This is a genomic window from Nostoc sp. T09 (assembly GCF_002154695.1).
GTDB lineage: Bacteria > Cyanobacteriota > Cyanobacteriia > Cyanobacteriales > Nostocaceae > Aulosira.
This window is the reverse complement of sequence record NZ_MTAV01000032.1, coordinates 96,419-114,487: the sequence shown is the minus strand read 5'-3', so window position 1 is coordinate 114,487 and position 18,069 is coordinate 96,419. Positions and strand designations below refer to the sequence as shown.

Annotated in this window: 14 protein-coding genes and 1 pseudogene; 3 read left to right on the top strand and 12 right to left on the bottom strand. The window is 41.3% G+C overall.

Annotation, left to right across the window (positions count from 1 at the left end):
* Positions 1-156 precede the first annotated feature (156 nt).
* Complete coding sequence (locus BV372_RS09040) at positions 157-855, top strand: glutathione binding-like protein (protein WP_086686005.1); 699 nt, start codon at positions 157-159, stop codon at positions 853-855.
* Positions 856-934: 79 nt separating this feature from the next.
* Here the strand turns inward: BV372_RS09040 and BV372_RS37455 are convergent, their stop codons facing one another.
* The 7 genes and pseudogenes from BV372_RS37455 to BV372_RS09010 all read right to left on the bottom strand — a co-directional run bounded on the left by BV372_RS37455 (position 935) and on the right by BV372_RS09010 (position 6,379).
* The gene (locus tag BV372_RS37455) at positions 935-1,114 is read right to left on the bottom strand and encodes a hypothetical protein (protein WP_256973127.1); all 180 of its coding nucleotides are present in this window, start codon (positions 1,112-1,114) and stop codon (positions 935-937) included.
* A 48-nt stretch (positions 1,115-1,162) separates the two neighbouring features.
* A pseudogene (locus BV372_RS37450) lies at positions 1,163-1,270 on the bottom strand (cupin domain-containing protein); the annotation flags it as partial.
* A 502-nt stretch (positions 1,271-1,772) separates the two neighbouring features.
* Positions 1,773-2,333, bottom strand: coding sequence for a hypothetical protein (locus BV372_RS09030; protein WP_086686003.1), 561 nt, complete (start codon positions 2,331-2,333; stop codon positions 1,773-1,775).
* A 430-nt stretch (positions 2,334-2,763) separates the two neighbouring features.
* Positions 2,764-2,913, bottom strand: coding sequence for a hypothetical protein (locus BV372_RS36110; protein ID WP_179198022.1), 150 nt, complete (start codon positions 2,911-2,913; stop codon positions 2,764-2,766).
* 72 nt (positions 2,914-2,985) lie between these two features.
* Positions 2,986-5,142 (bottom strand): family 10 glycosylhydrolase, encoded by a 2,157-nt coding sequence (locus BV372_RS09025; RefSeq protein ID WP_086686001.1) that lies wholly within the window; start codon positions 5,140-5,142, stop codon positions 2,986-2,988.
* Between the two features lie 543 nt (positions 5,143-5,685).
* On the bottom strand, positions 5,686-6,051 hold the full coding sequence (locus tag BV372_RS09015) for a DUF5615 family PIN-like protein (protein WP_086686000.1): 366 nt from the start codon (positions 6,049-6,051) through the stop codon (positions 5,686-5,688).
* On the bottom strand, positions 6,029-6,379 hold the full coding sequence (locus tag BV372_RS09010) for a DUF433 domain-containing protein (protein ID WP_086685998.1): 351 nt from the start codon (positions 6,377-6,379) through the stop codon (positions 6,029-6,031). The genes BV372_RS09015 and BV372_RS09010 overlap by 23 nt, the downstream gene beginning before the upstream one ends.
* 400 nt (positions 6,380-6,779) lie before the next feature.
* On the opposite strand from BV372_RS09010, the gene smc reads away from it, so the two are divergent.
* Both smc and BV372_RS09000 read left to right on the top strand, forming a co-directional pair.
* Positions 6,780-10,445, top strand: a complete 3,666-nt coding sequence (gene smc, locus BV372_RS09005; protein ID WP_086685996.1) for a chromosome segregation protein SMC — start codon at positions 6,780-6,782, stop codon at positions 10,443-10,445.
* 58 nt (positions 10,446-10,503) lie between these two features.
* Positions 10,504-11,490, top strand: a complete 987-nt coding sequence (locus BV372_RS09000) for a PRC-barrel domain-containing protein (protein ID WP_086685994.1) — start codon at positions 10,504-10,506, stop codon at positions 11,488-11,490.
* A 121-nt stretch (positions 11,491-11,611) separates the two neighbouring features.
* On the opposite strand, the gene BV372_RS08995 is transcribed toward BV372_RS09000, so the two are convergent.
* The 5 genes from BV372_RS08995 to BV372_RS08975 form a co-directional block, all read right to left on the bottom strand.
* Complete coding sequence (locus BV372_RS08995) at positions 11,612-12,370, bottom strand: hypothetical protein (protein ID WP_086685991.1); 759 nt, start codon at positions 12,368-12,370, stop codon at positions 11,612-11,614.
* A 272-nt stretch (positions 12,371-12,642) separates the two neighbouring features.
* A complete protein-coding gene (locus BV372_RS08990) occupies positions 12,643-14,277 on the bottom strand; it encodes a tetratricopeptide repeat protein (RefSeq protein WP_086685989.1) in 1,635 nt (544 codons plus the stop codon).
* Between the two features lie 363 nt (positions 14,278-14,640).
* Positions 14,641-14,847, bottom strand: coding sequence for a hypothetical protein (locus BV372_RS08985; protein ID WP_086685987.1), 207 nt, complete (start codon positions 14,845-14,847; stop codon positions 14,641-14,643).
* 280 nt (positions 14,848-15,127) lie between these two features.
* Positions 15,128-15,730 carry a superoxide dismutase gene (locus BV372_RS08980; protein ID WP_086685984.1) on the bottom strand — a complete coding sequence of 201 codons (603 nt, stop codon included), beginning with the start codon at positions 15,728-15,730 and terminating at the stop codon, positions 15,128-15,130.
* A 713-nt stretch (positions 15,731-16,443) separates the two neighbouring features.
* Positions 16,444-18,048 (bottom strand): bifunctional pantoate--beta-alanine ligase/(d)CMP kinase, encoded by a 1,605-nt coding sequence (locus tag BV372_RS08975; protein ID WP_086685983.1) that lies wholly within the window; start codon positions 18,046-18,048, stop codon positions 16,444-16,446.
* Positions 18,049-18,069 lie beyond the last annotated feature (21 nt).

The following is an 18,069-nucleotide window of genomic DNA, read 5'->3' as shown; positions in this document are numbered from 1 at the left end:
GTCGTGTGGTGAGGCAGTCCGATCTTGGGGGTTCCCCCCAGGAGGAACTGCCGAAAGGGTTTCCCGACTTGAACGAACTGGCGTTGAGCAGAGGTTTCCTCCGATCAGAACTTTGTAAGAATAACCAATGACAAATGACAAACAGGAGAAATCACCATGATTGACCTTTATTATTGGGCAACCCCAAACGGTCATAAAATCACAATTTTCTTGGAAGAAGTTGGACTTACTTACAATATTATTCCTGTAAATATTGGCGCTGGCGATCAATTCAAGCCAGAGTTTCTTAAGATTTCACCTAACAATCGCATTCCAGCAATTGTTGACAATGAACCTGCAAATGGTGGTGCGCCGATTTCTGTTTTTGAATCTGGTGCAATTCTGCTGTATTTAGCAGAAAAAACTGGAAAGTTAATTCCGCAAGATGTGCGCGATCGCGTAGAAGTTTTACAATGGCTATTCTGGCAAATGGCAGGTTTAGGCCCAATGGCGGGACAGAACCATCACTTTAGCCAATATGCACCAGAAAAAATTGACTATGCTATTAATCGCTACGTCAAAGAAACAGGACGCTTGTATGCAGTGTTAGATAAGCGACTAGCAGATAGAGAATTTGTTGCTGGTGATTATTCTATTGCGGATATTGCCGCTTACCCCTGGATTGTCGCTTATGAAATTCAAAGTCAGAACCTAGAAGATTTTCCTAACCTCAAACGCTGGTTTGAGACAATTAAAGCCCGTCCAGCAACAATTCGCGCCTACGAAAAGGCGGAAGCTTTCAAAAATCAGGCATTAGATATTGAAAAGGCGCGGGATTTATTATTTAATCAATCTGCACAGACTGTTCAACGTTGAGCCTGATATCTTCAGCCAAATTATTCGGAATTGATACTTATGTAGGGTGGGCAATGCCTACCCTACAAATTTTTTATTCCTAACTAGAAGCATCAGCGTTAGGAATAAGAATTTGGATACCGTACTTATGGGCAGTTGCGAGCATTTCCTCAATAAGTTCAGGGGTAATAGGTAGAGGTGGAGCTAGCGGACCTGCTACTTTAGTACCCACTTCTGCAAAAAATTTTTCAATACCTGCTGGTGTTGTCCAACATAACAATTTACCTGATGTAGAACCAATATTTTTAAAATAGTGGAGTTGACCTTTGGGAGAGTGGAGAAAAGTGCCAACATTAGCAACAATTGTTTGTTCGTCTAGGTGAAACTCAAACGTACCTTCTTGAACGTAAAAAGCTTCATCTTCCTGAGTATGAATATGTGGCGGTGGTCCTATTTGTGGTTCTACAACAATTTCAAAAAAGGCATATTTTCCATCTGTATCTTCACTGACTGCTTTAAAAGTAATTACATCACAGCTACTACGTAAGTATCACCTTGACCAGGTTGCATTAATATACCGTTTTGATTGATCGTCATATTGATAATCCTGGTTTGATTGAATAGTCATAATATTGACTTGAATTAAGTTAATAAACAAGTAAAAATATTTATATATTATGGATATTTGAAAAATTTTTGTATAACTTATAACGTTGAAATAAAATTCCAAATTGCCGTTTTAGACTCATACAAACTTGCAATCATAGGTAGTATTTGTTCACAACAGACTATGCGGAGAAAAATAATCTGATTAATCTCAAGTCATTACAACAAACTGCAAATCATATATTTTTGATTTTAGATGGATTACAATCGCCTTCTGGGCATAACTCCTGTAAATCCATCTGTCGCCATCCTTTTTCAAGGTGGTATTAGTATCAGTTGGTTTTATATAATTGCACTGTAGCGCTACCATCATTGTCATTGTATTTAGTTTTAACATCATTCACTAAGAATGAAGCTCTTTCTGAAGGATCTAGAGAAAACGTACCTTCTGCACCTGAGGCAACGCACTGACGATTTTTCTTAACTACTACCAATGCTCCTATAGGTACCCCTGGACATGGCATATAAGAATTATTAGCCGGAAAATTTCTATCGCCATCTAATGAAATGTCTCCTTTTGGGAGATTATTGCCTGGATAATTATTAGGAACTACAACCCAAAAATCATTTTTCTTAGCTTTATACCTAATCTTTATAGGTTCATTTTCTTGATTTGAATAATAGTTCAAACCTTGTTCATCTTTTGCGTTCACAACAAAAGAAGCAATCGCATTTTGATTCGGTGCATCAGAGGCAGTAGGATTAGGAGAGCCTGTACCATCGGGGTGAAAAACTTTAATAATTGCTAGTACGCCTCCTAATACACCTGCAATTCCTGTAAGAATGCCAGGCGCTGTAGTCCAAAAGCCACCCTGCTTTGTATCGTCACTCATGGGTCATACCCTTTTGTTTTCAAAAAACTATTTTTCTAGTTAATCTGTAACTACCTGCTGGGAATATTCACTATTTATTTGCTGCTACTGTGATGTTGAAGAACTTTATTTCCAACTTCCTCTAACCAAATTCTGTTAAATTTCATTATCATCTCGTTCATGCTCATTCTTGCTAGGGCAAAAGCTGGTTTGATCAACGCTCTTAAAGAATTTAGCATCGACACATTAACACTTTTGTGTTGCTCTTTGGCTATTACTATTCTTTAATCTTTTGCAACTGAGTCATTTGAGGTAAAAGGAGAAAATAACCAAAATAGCCTACTGTGATACTTCAGGATGTGAGAAATAAATTTCGGAAAATAATTAATACTAATTCAAAAAATCTCCGCGTCATCAATACAATTACACGAAGTTCTACAAGCGACATCCATCAATATACAGATGTAGATATCAAAAATTGGCGTTGCTGAATAAGGGAATGATTGAGGCTGACGCAAAGACCGGAAGATGCGGTGACGCGGTGAGGCAGTCGCAGTCTTGGCGGTTCCCGTCGATTGCGGTAGCGACGCAGGAGCGTCACTGCCGAACCCGAAGGGTGATTATTTTAGATGCAAATTCCAAAATCATCCTGCAATTATGCAACGCCCAAAAATTAACTGACTGTAATTACCATCCCTAAACTCTCACTTGCTAACCTATTAACTGCTGACACTGCATAGGTTCCCGTCCCTACAGTGGCAAAGTTTGTACCAGCAGACAAAACTCGCTGAAGTACCCAACTATCGCCACTTTGCCGATAAATTGCCCAAGAACGAACTGGTTGATTATCGCCAGGTTGCCAACTAAGTTTGCCGTTAATATATTGCAGTGCTGTGGGGGGCGCTGGCGGTGTTGTATCGTGCCAAGGCAAAATTGGAGGTAGAGCAGGCTTGTTATAAAGCAGACTTTGGAATTTATCAGCAATGCTCTGACTATTGTCAATCAAAACACCTAAATTAAAGAAGATATTTCCCAATGACAACAGTCCAGCTTGGCTACGACTAATTATTACCTGCTTTTCAATCTCTTCACTCTCTCGACTTTTGTTGCTTGGTTCTGTGAGATTGTTACCAGCGTAAACGTGTCTTTGCTTTGTGTTTACTTGTGTCCACCACTTGAGTAAGGCAGAATAACTTTGTTGTGTTTGGTCGGTACGCCAGTAAAGTTGAGGAGCAATGTAATCAATCCAACCTTGTTCTAGCCATTTCTTCGAGTCAGCATAGAGTACATCATAGGCATCCAAGCCAGTAATACCTGCTGGTTGTCCGGGGCGATAAATACCAAAGGGACTAATGCCAAATTTAACATGGGACTTTGCGGCTTTAATTCCCTCAGCTAGACGCAGCACCATGAGATTGACATTTTCTCTACGCCAGTCACCCAAACTGAGTCCACCTCCAGCTTCTTTATAGGTTGCGTAGGTTTTGCTATCGGGAAAAGCCTGACCTGATATGGGATAGGGATAAAAATAGTCATCTAAGTGAACGCCATCTATGTCATAACGACGCACAACATCAAGAATAACGTTATAAGCCCTGTCTTGAACAATTTTCAACCCTGGGTCCATCCACAACTGATTACCCCATTGGTAAACAGCTTGGGGATTAGTCACCGCTATGTGGGGACTAACATTCGACCCTTGCTGAATAGAACTCTTAGCGCGGTAGGGGTTGAACCAAGCATGAAGTTCAATATTACGCTTGTGGCATTCTGCGATCGCAAACTCTAAGGGGTCATAAAATGGTTCTGGTGCTTTACCCTGAGTTCCTGTCAACCAAGCACTCCAAGGTTCTAATGATGAAGCATACAAGGCATCGCCTTCTGGTCGCACCTGGAAAATTAGAGCATTAAAGTTCAGCTGCTGTAATTTGGTGATAATCGCCAGTAGTTCAGATTTTTGTTGTGCAACAGGTAGTCCTGCTTTGGAAGGCCAATCACTATTCCAGACTGTTGCTACCCACGCCCCTCTAAACTCCCGTTGATGATTTACCCTAACCGTATTAGATGGGACTGGGGTAGGTGTTGGGGTGGGTGTTGGCGTTGGTATGGGAGTAGGTGTTGGTGTTGGCGTGGGTATTGGCGTTGGTATGGGAGTGGGTGTTGGTGTTGGCGTGGGTGTTGGCGTTGGCGTTGGAGTGGGTATCGGCGTTGGCGTTGGTGTTGGTGGGATTACTAAGTAGGCAGAGTTAATTTTGTCTGCTTGCCCCAGATAAACCAAAGCTTGATAAACAATCACTGCTACATCAGCACGAGTCGCCGCAATATTTGGGTTGAGTAATTTTATATTTGGATAGCTAGCTACTAAGCCTGCACTCGTAGCAATGGCTACTTGATTTTTGGCATAAGCTGCGATCGCTGTTGCATCTTTATAGATTTGTGGCAATGCACTTACCAAGTCAGGTTTTATCTTACTAGCAATATCTAAACCGTTGACTATAGCAACGAAAACATCGCCTCGAGCAATTCTATTGTTGGGGCGGAAAGTCCGATCGGGGTATCCACTAATAAATCCTGTCTCATAAGATTTTTGAATAGCACTTAAGGCCCAATTGTTAACAGGCACATCATTAAAAGGGACATATTGCCGCTTTGAAGGTACTGTAAACACTGCCGCAATGATGGCAGCAAATTCAGCGCGAGTCACTGAGTTATCCGGGCGAAAAGTCCCGTTAGGATACCCATTTAAAACGCGACGCGCTGATAAAGCTTCAATAAATAAGCGTGCCCAATGGTTATTAATATCTGAAAACGGTGTAGAAATAGATACCATTGTGGATTGCACCTAGTTGTGATTTTATCTCTTCTTTGTTAATTTAGCAACATACGCGCGATCGCTGCTCACATATCAGTCCACAGCTAGAAGCCACTGACTCAAACACACAGACGCTAAGTGTCTTTCTAGCATTTAGAGTTATGGTGGAGTGGTTGAATCAGACTGTAGAATAATGCAGCAGTTAGAAAATAAGTTTGCTATGACAACAATCGACCCAAACTAAATTTGCAAATAATCTTGGGAAACTCTGTTACAGTCAAAAATTATTGCGGAACTAGAGCATCTTGTATTTATAAATAATCACTTCATCCGCAAACAGGTAATCTATAACGCTAGGAAAAATATGCAGTTATGATAGCGTGCCTATTCTGCTCCAAGCATTTCATGAACTACGCGATCGCGACCCAAATTGAGAGTGAGTTGTAACCAGCACTAGCCAAGATTTTTTTGTCTGCACTAACAGCGATACAGTTAACTGCAAAAGGTTCTGTTAGGGTTGCGATGCACTGCCAATCTATAAGTATTAATTTAGCTTTGATTTTACTGAAGCAATGGTAAATGCACTATTTGGTTTTGATATTCATCATCAAAAGATGCTTCAGCAATTATAATTAATTCATTAATATTTTGACCAATAGTTAATTTATTATTCAAAATAAAAATACCCGGTACATTCTGACCTTGGGCGATGTGTTCAGCCAAATGTACAGGCATAGATTTACGATTATTTGTCACTAAAATAAACTTGTGTTCCTCACACCAACATAATATTTCCGGGTCGAGTGTACCTCTAGGTGGAGCGCCTGGATCTCCAACTACCCATATCATTAAGTTGGGGTTACGTTGTCGAAATTGTCGTTTGTATAGTTTATCGACATTTTCATCAAGAATATATTTGAGAGTCATCTGTTTTTTTCATGGCTTCTCTTTCAGCTTTGAATTTTATCAGCTTGGCAACAACTGGCGAGGGGTTACGTCGCTGTTCTTCTTGCATTCTATGACTCCACTCTAACCAATCAGTCATGTAAGCGCTGACAGCTTCTTTGTTATGCAGGTAATAAAGAATAGTTGCATATATCTGCTCTAAAGTTACCGAGGGATAGCTTTCGGCAATTTCCTCTGGAGTCCGACTCCTATGGATAAATTCATAAAGAATAGTTTCAATTCCTACTCTTGTACCTTTGAGCCGAATATCATCAGGACGCTGAAAATTAAAATAATCTTCAAGTAGCATAATTTACGTGATTATTTAATAGCTAATATAATTTTACAAAATTTCAAAATCTATGTATTTTAACAGTTGAAAGTAATTATATAAAATTTCATTGCTTGTAAAAATCATTTGTCAAACATGATATAAAGTAAGACTGCTATATTAGCGCTAGTACAAATGTTCAGGAAGAGCATCACAAGAGGATGCTTGAGGATTTTACTCACTCACTGAAATAGAAATGCTCAAATCTAGAGTAAAAATATACCAATTAATTAGCAGTGTTAATTAACTCTCCTGACTTTTATCTGGGTTCTTTGGGCCTGAAGTGGTTCAATAAATCCTAAATTCTCTCGCTGAACTAGTAGACAATCTATATTTCCTTGCTACACTTTTACTTCATTAGCCCAGCAAAAGAGCGCCTATGGTTCATGTAAAGCGCGTTGAACTTACTAATTTTAAGTCATTCGGTGGCACTACCCAAGTTCCTTTGCTGGGGGGATTTACTGTCATATCTGGGCCAAATGGTTCTGGTAAATCTAATATTCTTGATGCGCTGCTATTTTGTCTCGGACTCGCTAGTTCTAAGGGAATGCGAGCCGATCGCCTACCAGATTTGGTAAATAATGCTCAAACAGCGAAAAGTCGTGCCACTGTGGAAGCTAGTGTCACAGTGACGTTTGATATTACTGATGCAGTCTCCCTCAACGATACTAAGGCGCAAAGCAGCGAGGATAACTTCGAGGAAGTAGAAGTAGTAGAAGTAGTAGAAGTTGAGGAAGTTGAGGAAGACAAATCAAATTCAAAACTTCCCAATCCCGAATCGTCGGGAGAGTGGAGTGTCACCAGAAAGCTGCGAGTGACACACCAAGGAACTTATACATCGAATTATTATATTAACGGTGCATCTTGCACGCTCACAGAATTACACGAAGCATTAGAGACACTGCGGATTTATCCCGAAGGTTACAACGTTGTGCTGCAAGGGGATGTCACCAGTATCATCTCGATGAATGCCAGAGAACGGCGGGAAATTATTGATGAATTGGCAGGGGTAGCAGCGTTCGATCGCAAGATTCACCAAGCCAAGGATACTTTAGATGAGGTGAAGGAGAAGGAAGATAGTTGTCGGATTATTGAGACAGAATTAACTGTACAACGCGATCGCCTTTCTCAAGACCGAGCCAAAGCCGAAAAATACCAAAAACTCCGCGCCGAATATCTGGCTAAACAATCTTGGGAAGCAGTTCTATCATGGCGTTCTCTGCAAGCACAGCAAGAAAAATTAGCTAATCAAATTCAAAGTGGCGATCGCAAATCAGAAGAACTTTCTGCGGAACTGACAACTCTTAACACCACAATTGAGCAAAAAACTGTTGAACTAGATCAACTAAATGCTCATGTCAAAGCTTTGGGGGAAGAGGAACTTTTAGCCGTACAATCTACCCTCGCCACCCAAGAAGCTGAGTACAAACAACTCCAGCGTCAGCGCAGCGAATTAGAAACAGCAATTCAAGAAACTGCAAAACGTCAGGCGCAAAACCAGCAAGAAATTCAGCAGCACCAACGTTCCCTAGAACAAATTGCCCAAACTCAGGTTGTCGAAAAGCAATCGATTACCTATTGTCAGCAGCAAAGGGATGAGACACAACAAGCTTTAGAAACTTCTCGCCAAGCAGCAGCGGAAATTGCTTCGGCTTCGGAAGCCTGGGTACAGCAACAAACGGCCTTAAATCGTCAAATTGAAACTCTGCTGCAAACTCTCGAACCGCAACGCACTGAGCAAGCGCAGTTAACAGAGCGCAATAGCCAACTACAGCAGCAAATTCAAGAGCAAACCCAGCTAGTTGCTACTTTAGAGCCAGAATTAACCACAAAACAAGCTGATTGTAGTCGCTTAGAAACAGAATTTAACACCTCTAGCGAACCGATCCAAAACTTAGCGCAAAATCTCGCAGCCACCGAACAAGAACTGCAAATTCAACAAGATACTCAAAAGCGCTTACTGCAAGAACAGCGCGAAAAACAACGGCAATTAGATAAACTAGAAGCGCAGGCGCAAGCACAGCAGGAAGTCCAAGGGACGCAAGCTAGCAAAGTCATCATGCAATCGGGAATGCCCGGACTTTGTGGCTTAGTAGTACAGTTAGGCAGAGTAGAACCGCGCTATCAGCTGGCTTTGGAAATCTCTGCTGGTGGGCGTTTGGGTCATATAGTGGTGGAAGATGATGGTGTCGCCGCCGCCGGTATTGAACTGCTGAAACAGAAACGCGCTGGGAGAGCCACTTTTTTACCCTTAAATAAAATTAACGCTCCCAGATTTACCCAAGATGCCACACTACGTTTAGCCAGTGGCTTCGTCAACTATGCTGTGAACTTAGTTGAGTGCGATCGCCGTTATAAAGATGTATTTAGCTATGTTTTTGGCAACACCGTCGTATTTTCTACCCTAGAACAGGCGCGCAAAAACTTAGGTTTATACCGCATCGTCACCTTAGACGGGGAATTATTGGAAACTAGCGGCGCGATGACTGGTGGTAGCAACACCCAGCGTTCATCCTTGCGGTTTGGTAACGTGGAAGCCGCAGAACCAGAGGAAGTCGCCGCCTTAAGAAACCGTTTGGGGGAAATAGAGCGAGTTTTAGAGCGTTGTGGTGAAGCCATCAATACTCTCGTAAGTAAGACAAAACGCTTGGCGCAAGAGGTGACAGAAGCACGACAAGCGCGGCGAGAACAGCAGTTGCAACTAGAACAGTTACAAAAAGAAATTAAAACTTTAACATCACAGTTAGAAACAACGCGATCGCAATTAGCTCAAAACAGCGAAAAATTTGCTACTGCTCAATCTCGTTTGGAAGTTTTGGATCGGGAATTACCAGGGCAAGAAACGCAATTGCAACAATTGCGACAAACTTTAGCAGAGTTGGAAGCATCGCAAACCCCTAGTGAATGGCAACAAATCCAAGCAACTATTAAAAATCAAGAGCAACAATTACAACAAAGAGAAACATCATTACGCGAAGCCGAACAAAGATTAAAAAATCTCGAAAATCAGCAACAGCGCCTGCAAGAGAAAATCCAAGAAGCAGAGGAACGGATTACTCAATACCAGCAGGAGCAAGGAACACAGCAAAATCAAGTAACTGCACTCAGCACTCAGCACTCAGCACTCAGCACTCAAATCGCCGAAATGCGTGCGAGGTTGAGTCAGATGGAACAGAATTTAGGCGAAGAAAAGCAAAAACGCGATCGCACCGAACAAGAATTGCGATCGCATCTTCTGCGTCAGCAACAATTGGAATGGGAACTGCAAAAACTTCAAGAAACCCTTGTAGCAAGGCGTGAAGAATTAGTTAACGTCAAAGAGCAACTGCAAACCTTAGCGCCAGAATTGCCTAATCCCCTGCCAGAAGTACCCGATCAAGTAGACTTAGAAGAATTGCAGAAAGAATTGCGATCGCTTGCCAAACGCTTACAGGCAATGGAACCAGTAAATATGCTGGCTTTGGAAGAATACGAACGTACCCAAAACCGCCTGCAAGAACTGACGCAAAAGCTGGAAACCCTAGAAGCAGAGCGCACAGAATTACTTTTACGCATTGAAAACTTTACGACATTACGTCAACGTGCTTTTAAAGAAGCCTTCGACGCCGTTAACGAAAACTTTCAATCAATTTTTGCCATTCTTTCTGAAGGTGACGGCTACTTACAACTAGACGATCCTGAAGATCCTTTTAACAGTGGCTTAAATTTAGTTGCACACCCCAAAGGAAAACCAGTACAAAGATTAGCCTCCATGTCTGGTGGTGAAAAGTCTCTGACAGCCTTAAGCTTTATCTTTTCCCTGCAACGTTACCGTCCTTCCCCCTTCTATGCCTTTGACGAAGTAGATATGTTTTTGGATGGGGCAAACGTAGAGCGATTAGCTAGAATGATTAAACAACAGGCAAAACAAGCACAATTTATAGTTGTGAGTTTGCGCCGACCGATGATAGAATCAGCCGAACGCACAATTGGCGTTACTCAAGCACGGGGCGCTTACACCCAAGTTTTGGGAATCAAATTGCAAACCGACCATACATCTGCTTGAGTTTTTGTTAATAATAGTGTATAGATTAACCGGATTCGAGATCAGGACTCGGTATAGAATGACCTCTGAACAGATAATTAGGCGTTCCGACATATTAAATACCCAGGTGATTACCCGCGATAACGGCAAGCGAGTAGGCATCGTCAGTCAAGTCTGGGTGGATATTGACCAACGAGAGGTTGTGGCTCTTGGCTTGAGAGACAGCCTGATCTCTATTTCTGGTATACCGCGCAATATGTTCCTTAGCAGTATCAGCCAGATTGGTGATGTAATCCTGGTAGATAACGAGGACGTAATTGAAGATATTGAAGTTGAAACTTTAAGCAACCTGATTAACTGGGAAGTAATTACAGAAACAGGTGAAGTACTAGGCAGAGTGCGGGGTTTCAAATTCAATGGTGAAAATGGGAAACTTCATTCCATAGTCATCGCTTCTTTGGGATTGCCACAAATTCCTGAGCAAGTGCTGAGTACATACGAACTTTCAATTGATGAAATCGTCAGCACAGGCCCCAGCAGATTGATTGTATTTGAGGGAGCCGAAGAACGCGCCAACCAGTTGACAGTTGGCTTGCTAGAACGTTTGGGTATTGGCAAAGCACCTTGGGAGCGTGATGCTGATGAAGAATATGGCTATAGTGCTCCGCGTACTGTAGCACCCGCGAACCAACTACCCAGCGGTGTACCATTGCAGCCACCCAAGCCAAAAGTTCGCACCCCCGAACCCGTAGCACGGGAAGAATGGGATGAGGATTATGTGGAAGAAGAAAGACCACAGCGCCAAGTAATGCAGGCGCGTCAGTATGAATCGATTCAATACGAAGAAGACGACGAAGAAGACAACTGGAGTGAGGCAACGGATAAAGATAGGTATCAACAGCCTGCAAAATACGAAGCTCAACCCTACAAAAAGCCATACGTTGACGAATACGACAATTATGACGATGTAGATGGCGATGCTTGGGAAGATGCACCAAAGCCCGTCAACATTCCTAAGAAAGTCAAAGAGAAACAGCCAGAATACGAAGAAGAAGGCGGATATTAAACTTATCCCTAACTTCAAACCCCTCCTTGCTTATGTGTAAGGAGGGGTTTTATTTTGAGTTGATTTTAAAATTTGCCGACTAGACTACAAAAACCTGATTTCTCGGTCTTCCTAATCTTGATTAACTACAGGTAGGTGCTGAAGCCGAGTTCATCTTTGTTAAATCGCCAGTAAATACAGCTGTATATTGATAAGGTGATGAACCAGAACAATTCATTGCACTTGTATTAGTGCGGCGGGGAGTCCACCAGGAAGTTGCCCGCACAGTTAAATTTGCACCATTCCATGATAGACCGGTGACTAGTAAAGAATTTGTTTTACCATCATTTGGCTTTTTAGCAGTCAAAAATGTGGCATAGTTAACGTTACCATTGCTTGGATCGATGCGGGCGATAATTGCTACTTTAGGCCCGCCACCACTACCATAACTAGTTAGCCAACGACCATAAGCAAAGCGCCGGAAATCATTTCCTGTCTGGCTACCCGTGGAGGAGAAAACACCATATAAAACGCTTCCTCCATCCCAAAACAAGCCATAGCCTGAACCATCATCACCAGTCGTTTCATAATCGCTACGACACCATCTTTTAATACCATTATCAAAACGGACGATGCGCGGATCTTTGTTACTAGATGATACTTGCTGATAACCTATGTAGATTGTTGTCGATCCATTAGTTACTTTGGGGCCATTTTTAGCTTTGATTGTTGCCTCACTGTCATTACAAGTAAATGTCACCGCACTACCAATAGATGACTGTACAGTAGTAGTTTGAGCAACTGCTAAAGGAGCTATTCCCGCGATCGCTAAATCAGCTCCCAATATCACTGATAGAGATAGGAAAGCCAAATTTTTTGGCAATTTGTGATTATAACTCATTGAATTGAGTTGATTAGATTACTTGATGTTTAAAAAAACAAAATACCATAAAGTTTAAGAAATATTTTAATCAAGCTAAATTTTTGTTAGATTTTTTGATTGTATGTTGTTATTAAGCATCAAGTTGAATGTTAAAATCCTAGCTTATTTGTATTTTTCTGGATACAGATTTCTTACCACAAAGACACAAAGGATTTTCAAGCTAGTTCTTCACCGAAAAATCCTACAACTCTCCTCCCCGTTCCCTATTTTTAAGATAGAGATTTTGTTTCTTAGAAATTTAAAATGTCTAAAGATTGTTCAATTTCTAAATCTAGAATTCTTTCGCGTGCATCGTTGTGTTCTGCTATCTTGCCTTCTTTCCAGTAAAGATCGGCTGCTTTTTGAAAATCTTCAAGTGCGCCTTGCTTATCTCCTAAGCTGAAACGAGCATGACCGCGATTATAATAAGCATCTACATAATTAGTATTAATCTTAATTGCCTGACTATAATCTATGATTGCAGCCTGATAATTTCCTAAGTCAAAATGAGTGTTACCTCGGCTGTAATAAGCATCAGCATAAAGAGGATTAATTTTGATTGCCTGAGTATAATCGGCAATTGTGCCTTCGTAATCTCCTAAATCAGCACGCGCTTTACCACGGTTATAGTAAGCACCAGCATCATGAGGATCAATCTTAATTGTTTGAGTAAATTTCTGCTGTTCTAGTAGCAGATAACGCGAAATACTACTATTTTTGTCAGTAATGGCATAATGAGGATTAATTTTGATTGCCTGGGTGTAATCTTCAATTGCTCCTTGATGGTCTCCTAGATGCGAACGAGCGTCAGCACGGTTTCTATAAGTAACGGCAACATGGGGATTGATGCTGATAGCTTGCGTATAATCCTCAATCGCTGCTTGATAATTTCCTAGTTGATAATTAGCTAAACCACGCTGGTGATAAGCTTTGGTGTGATTGAGATTAATTTGAATAACCTGAGTATAATCTGCGATCGCACCTTCGTAATCTCCTAGGTGATAACGCACCATACCACGTTTGTAATAAACTTCGGCATTATGTGGGTTAAGTTGCAAGGCTTGGTTATAGTTGATAATTGCTGTATCAGACTCGCCTTGCTCAAAAGATTTATCACCCAAATTTGCATAAAAGAGATTTAAATCAGGCTCATGTTCCAAGAACACATCTTCTTTTTCGGCATATGCTAAAAGCTTGGTTAGCTGATGATGATTTTGATTACTTGGTATAATTTGTTGATGATTGTAATTATAAATTGAAGCTTCTTTTTGATTACTAGGTTTAGTAGCTTGTAACTGTTCTAAATAACACCATAAACCACCACCATAAAGCAACTGATTAATACCAAATGAGATTCTCCCAGTTTTTAGCTTAATCATTTGAGTAGGCAGAAATCCAGCCAAGAAAAGGTGATATTCGCTTTGAGCTTCATGCACCTCTTCTTGAATTAAAACACAGACTACAACTGCATTTTTCTCTACTTCTTCTGAACTAACAGACCATCTAACTTTATCAATACTGCCGTGACGGGATTTTACCTCAACGCCAATCGATGGGTCACAAGTGAGAGTAAAATCAATCTTCCCATCACCACCGAATCGTTTTTCATAATCCACTTCTGTAATAAAATCAGCTAAACGTTCTTTAACAACTTCTTCACCAAGTTTGCCTTTTAAGTTGTTGATAAAAACGTCACGGACTGGCGAAGTACGTTTATATTTTTCTGCCATCTGCCAGCAAAAGTCTCGGAGGGATTTTAACCTCTCTCCAGAGATTATAGTTAGTTCACTATATTGAGCTTCTGTTTCGCAATGAAGCAGACAACCAGTTGTTAACCTCTTAATAAAATCAGACTGTAGCGATCGCAGTAAAGTAATCCAGTCCATTTATATTTCTGCGAGTCTTTTGATGAGATTATTTTATTAAAATATCAAATCGGCGTAAACCGTTAAATGGAGTTAATAGTCATTTGTCATTTGTCATTTGTCATTTGTCATTTGTCATTTGTCATTTGTCATTTGTCATTTGTCATTTGCTCCCCTTGTCCCCCACACTCCCTCATCCCCCTGCACCCCTAATTGCAATTGATCCTCCCTTGCCAGCCTCAAACAGCTAAGCAAGGGAGGATCTAGGAGAGATGAAAAAATTATAACTGCGATCGCCAGAGCAATTCGCTAAAACAGGGTGTACTTACATCCCTCAAGAGTACGCCCAAATAGTAAATCTCGGATATCTTAACTATTGACTAATCAAAATACCTCATGTTCAACGCCACGCCACCATTCTCCTAAATTCATCAAATCTTGGTAAATATCTTGTAATTCGTTGGCATAGGCATCTTCTGAAAGCGTGGATTGACGTTCTTGTAGTTTCTTGAGACGCAGTTGCACCAACAGCCAAGGTTTTGAGATGCTATCGGTTGCTTCCAAGTATTGAGCTAAATCTTTGCTATCCATAATATTTATATTTTCAATGCGATTACTTTTTAAGATACATGAGGCAGCTATAAGTGGCCACTTTTCTTTAACGGAACTACTGCGCTATTAATCTGTGCAGCCAATCAAAAGCAGCCACGATAGTAGTCGTGACTGCTGGCAAGATGAATAATCTAACTAATACCATTTCGATATGAAAATGCATATTATTAGCTTGCGGGCGTTAATCTGCAACTTCACATAGAACAGGTATAAGTTTTTTCAGCTTGAAAAAATTGTCAAAAGCTATTCCTGTAGCCAGTTAAGCTTTGGCTAAATTTTCAGCAGCAAAGTCCCAGTTGACTAACTGATCGAGATAGTTCTTGATAAATGCAGGACGGGCATTTCTGTAGTCGATGTAGTAGGCGTGTTCCCAAACATCTAAGGTTAACAGTGCCTTCTGTCCATAAGCTAGAGGGTTCTCTGCATTCGGTGTCTTGATTACTTTCAAAGTACCACCATCATCAATCAACCAAGCCCATCCGCTGCCAAACTGAGTTGCAGCAGCGTTAGAGAACTCTTCCTTAAATTTATCGAAGCTACCAAAATCTTTATCGATCTTATCTGCCAGTGGGCCGGAGGGTTGACCACCACCTGCTGGCTTCAGCGAGTTCCAGAAGAAGGTGTGGTTCCAAACTTGAGCAGCGTTGTTAAAGATTCCCGCCTTAGAAGCATCTTTAAAAGAGACTTTGATTACCTCTTCCAGTGGCTTATCAGCCAGTTCTGTATTGTCGGTGAGCTTGTTAAGGTTGTCTACATAAGCTTTGTGATGCTTGCCATAGTGATACTCGAAAGTCTCACCTTTCATGCCATATGGCTCTAGAGCATTAAAGTCATAGGGTAGGGGGGCTTGTTGAAATGCCATTGTGTAAAATCCTCTCTTTACCGTTTTCCAGTTTAAAGCTATTTATAAGCTTAGGAATTACAGGTTTTGCTTTGAGAAGTTTTATGTCCTTCATGCTGGAACATAAAACTTAACATCGTCATTTTACTACCAAAGTGAAGATTCAAACACAGGACTGTTGCAATTAGTCAAATCCCTCCTAGTGCTGTGGGGAATTTCAAAATTCTTCAGAAAAAGTTTGCTAACTCAAAAAACCATCTCGACAGGTTTTTGTAAAATTCAAAAGTCTTTATATAGAACTATATTTTGGCTCTGATGCCTGGGTTAATGCCATTTAACCTACTCTTAACAATTAAGTGGTGAAAAGGCGCTAGAGCAAGGATTTTATTGATGTTGTAGTAGTGAGTACAGGCATAAGTTTATTAAATTTAGGCAATGGACATCGGATGATAGTTCTCATTACCTGGATTTTAAACTTTATTTTTCGCTAACTATTGAGCTAAATTCCCTAACTATAAAACTTCTAACCGTGGTAATAAGAATTTAATTATTTAAAATCAGTCTTTAGCTAGATGAATTAAATGCGCAATCCGCTAATATTCAAATACACAAAGCTGCAATTCAAAACAGATCTTTCGTAAAGTCTTTGATATCTAGAATTTCAGAATGGTGAGTGGGTGCTAAATCACTCACCTCTGTACATCAAGTCAGCAAGTAACACAAAATTACAGAGATTACCATTGAGATAACTGCTGTTGGCAATAGGTAACGATTTTGGCTGTAACTTCAGACGCGCTGAAACCATCAGTTTGAATTTCAATCGCATCTGCTGCTTTTTGTAAGGGTGAAACTTTACGCGTGCTATCTTTCCAGTCACGTTCAGCAATATCCCGTTCCAACTGCTCTAGACTAACTTCAGGCTGGTTTTGTGTTTTAAAGTCTTGCAGTCGGCGACGAGCACGTTCGCTGACAGAAGCAGTTAAGAAAATTTTTACTTCAGCATCCGGGAATACATGGGTGCCAATATCTCTACCTTCAGCGACTAAACCACCTCTTTTACCCCAGCTTTGCTGTTGTTTCACCAAGGCTTTACGTACAGCACTCTGTGCGGCGATCGCGGATACTTTCGATGTGACCTCAATAGTGCGAATTACTGGAGTAACATCCGTACCATTAATCCAAACCTGCACGGGAGATTCTAGATTCTGGCTGGGAGTCAGTTGGATTTCGCAGGAGTTGGCTAATTCAGCGATCGCACATTCATCGTCAATGGCAATGTTATTTTGCAGCACCAACCAAGTAACGGCGCGGTACATAGATCCGGTGTCTAAATACACCAGACCTAGCTTGTTCGCTACTTGACGCGCTACTGTAGATTTTCCAGCGCCGGCTGGGCCATCAATGGCGATGATTGGTAGGCGATCGCACAAGAGAATATTGTCAATCAAACGTGTAGAACCAAGACGAGCTGCGATCGCGAGCATTCCTTCCTCCTCAACTTTTACTAAAGACATTAATGTAGTCGGCTCAACCAATTCAATATATTCCACTAAAACAGTACTGACCATTGCTACTTCTTGCTGTACCGCCGCTATCAGCTGGCTGCTGTCGCGAACCCCTGCTTTGAAAATAGCCTCAGCTTGCTGCAAACCGCGATACAACACCGCGGCCTGCTCTTTTTCCGTTGCAGTCAAATATTGATTGCGAGAACTTAAGGCAAGACCAGACGCTTCCCGCACCGTTGGACAAGCAACAATCTCTACCGCAAAATTCAAATCAGCTACCAGCCGTTTAATAATTGCTAGTTGCTGAGCATCCTTTTGGCCAAAGTAGGCTCGGTCAGGCTGTACCAAGTTGAAAAGCTTGGTCACAATCGTGGTCACACCTTGGAAGTGTCCTTGCCGAGTCCCACCACACAAGCCTGTTATCATAGCAGATGGAGGGATTACTTGTGTAACCTTCGCTTCTTGTATACTCTTCTGCGGAACTCCCATTTGTTCCGGAGTGGGCGCAAAAATTAGATCTACCCCAGCTTGTTCGCACAGTTGCATGTCTAACTCTAAAGTCCGGGGGTAGCGTTGAAAATCCTCATTGGGCGAAAATTGCAGCGGATTAACGAAAATACTGACAATCACCGTAGAATTTTCTTGCCTAGCTCGTTCAATCAAGCTTAAATGACCTTCATGTAACCCTCCCATTGTCGGCACTAGACCGACAGCAGTTTGGTCCCAACTAGTCATCTCATCTAGAACCACATCTTCTAGAACCGCACACTTATTTTCCGAGCGGCGTTTAGTTAAATAGCAGCTTAAAGCTGCGACTGTTGTGAGCAGGCGCACAAAATACCCCTAGTTTTTCTT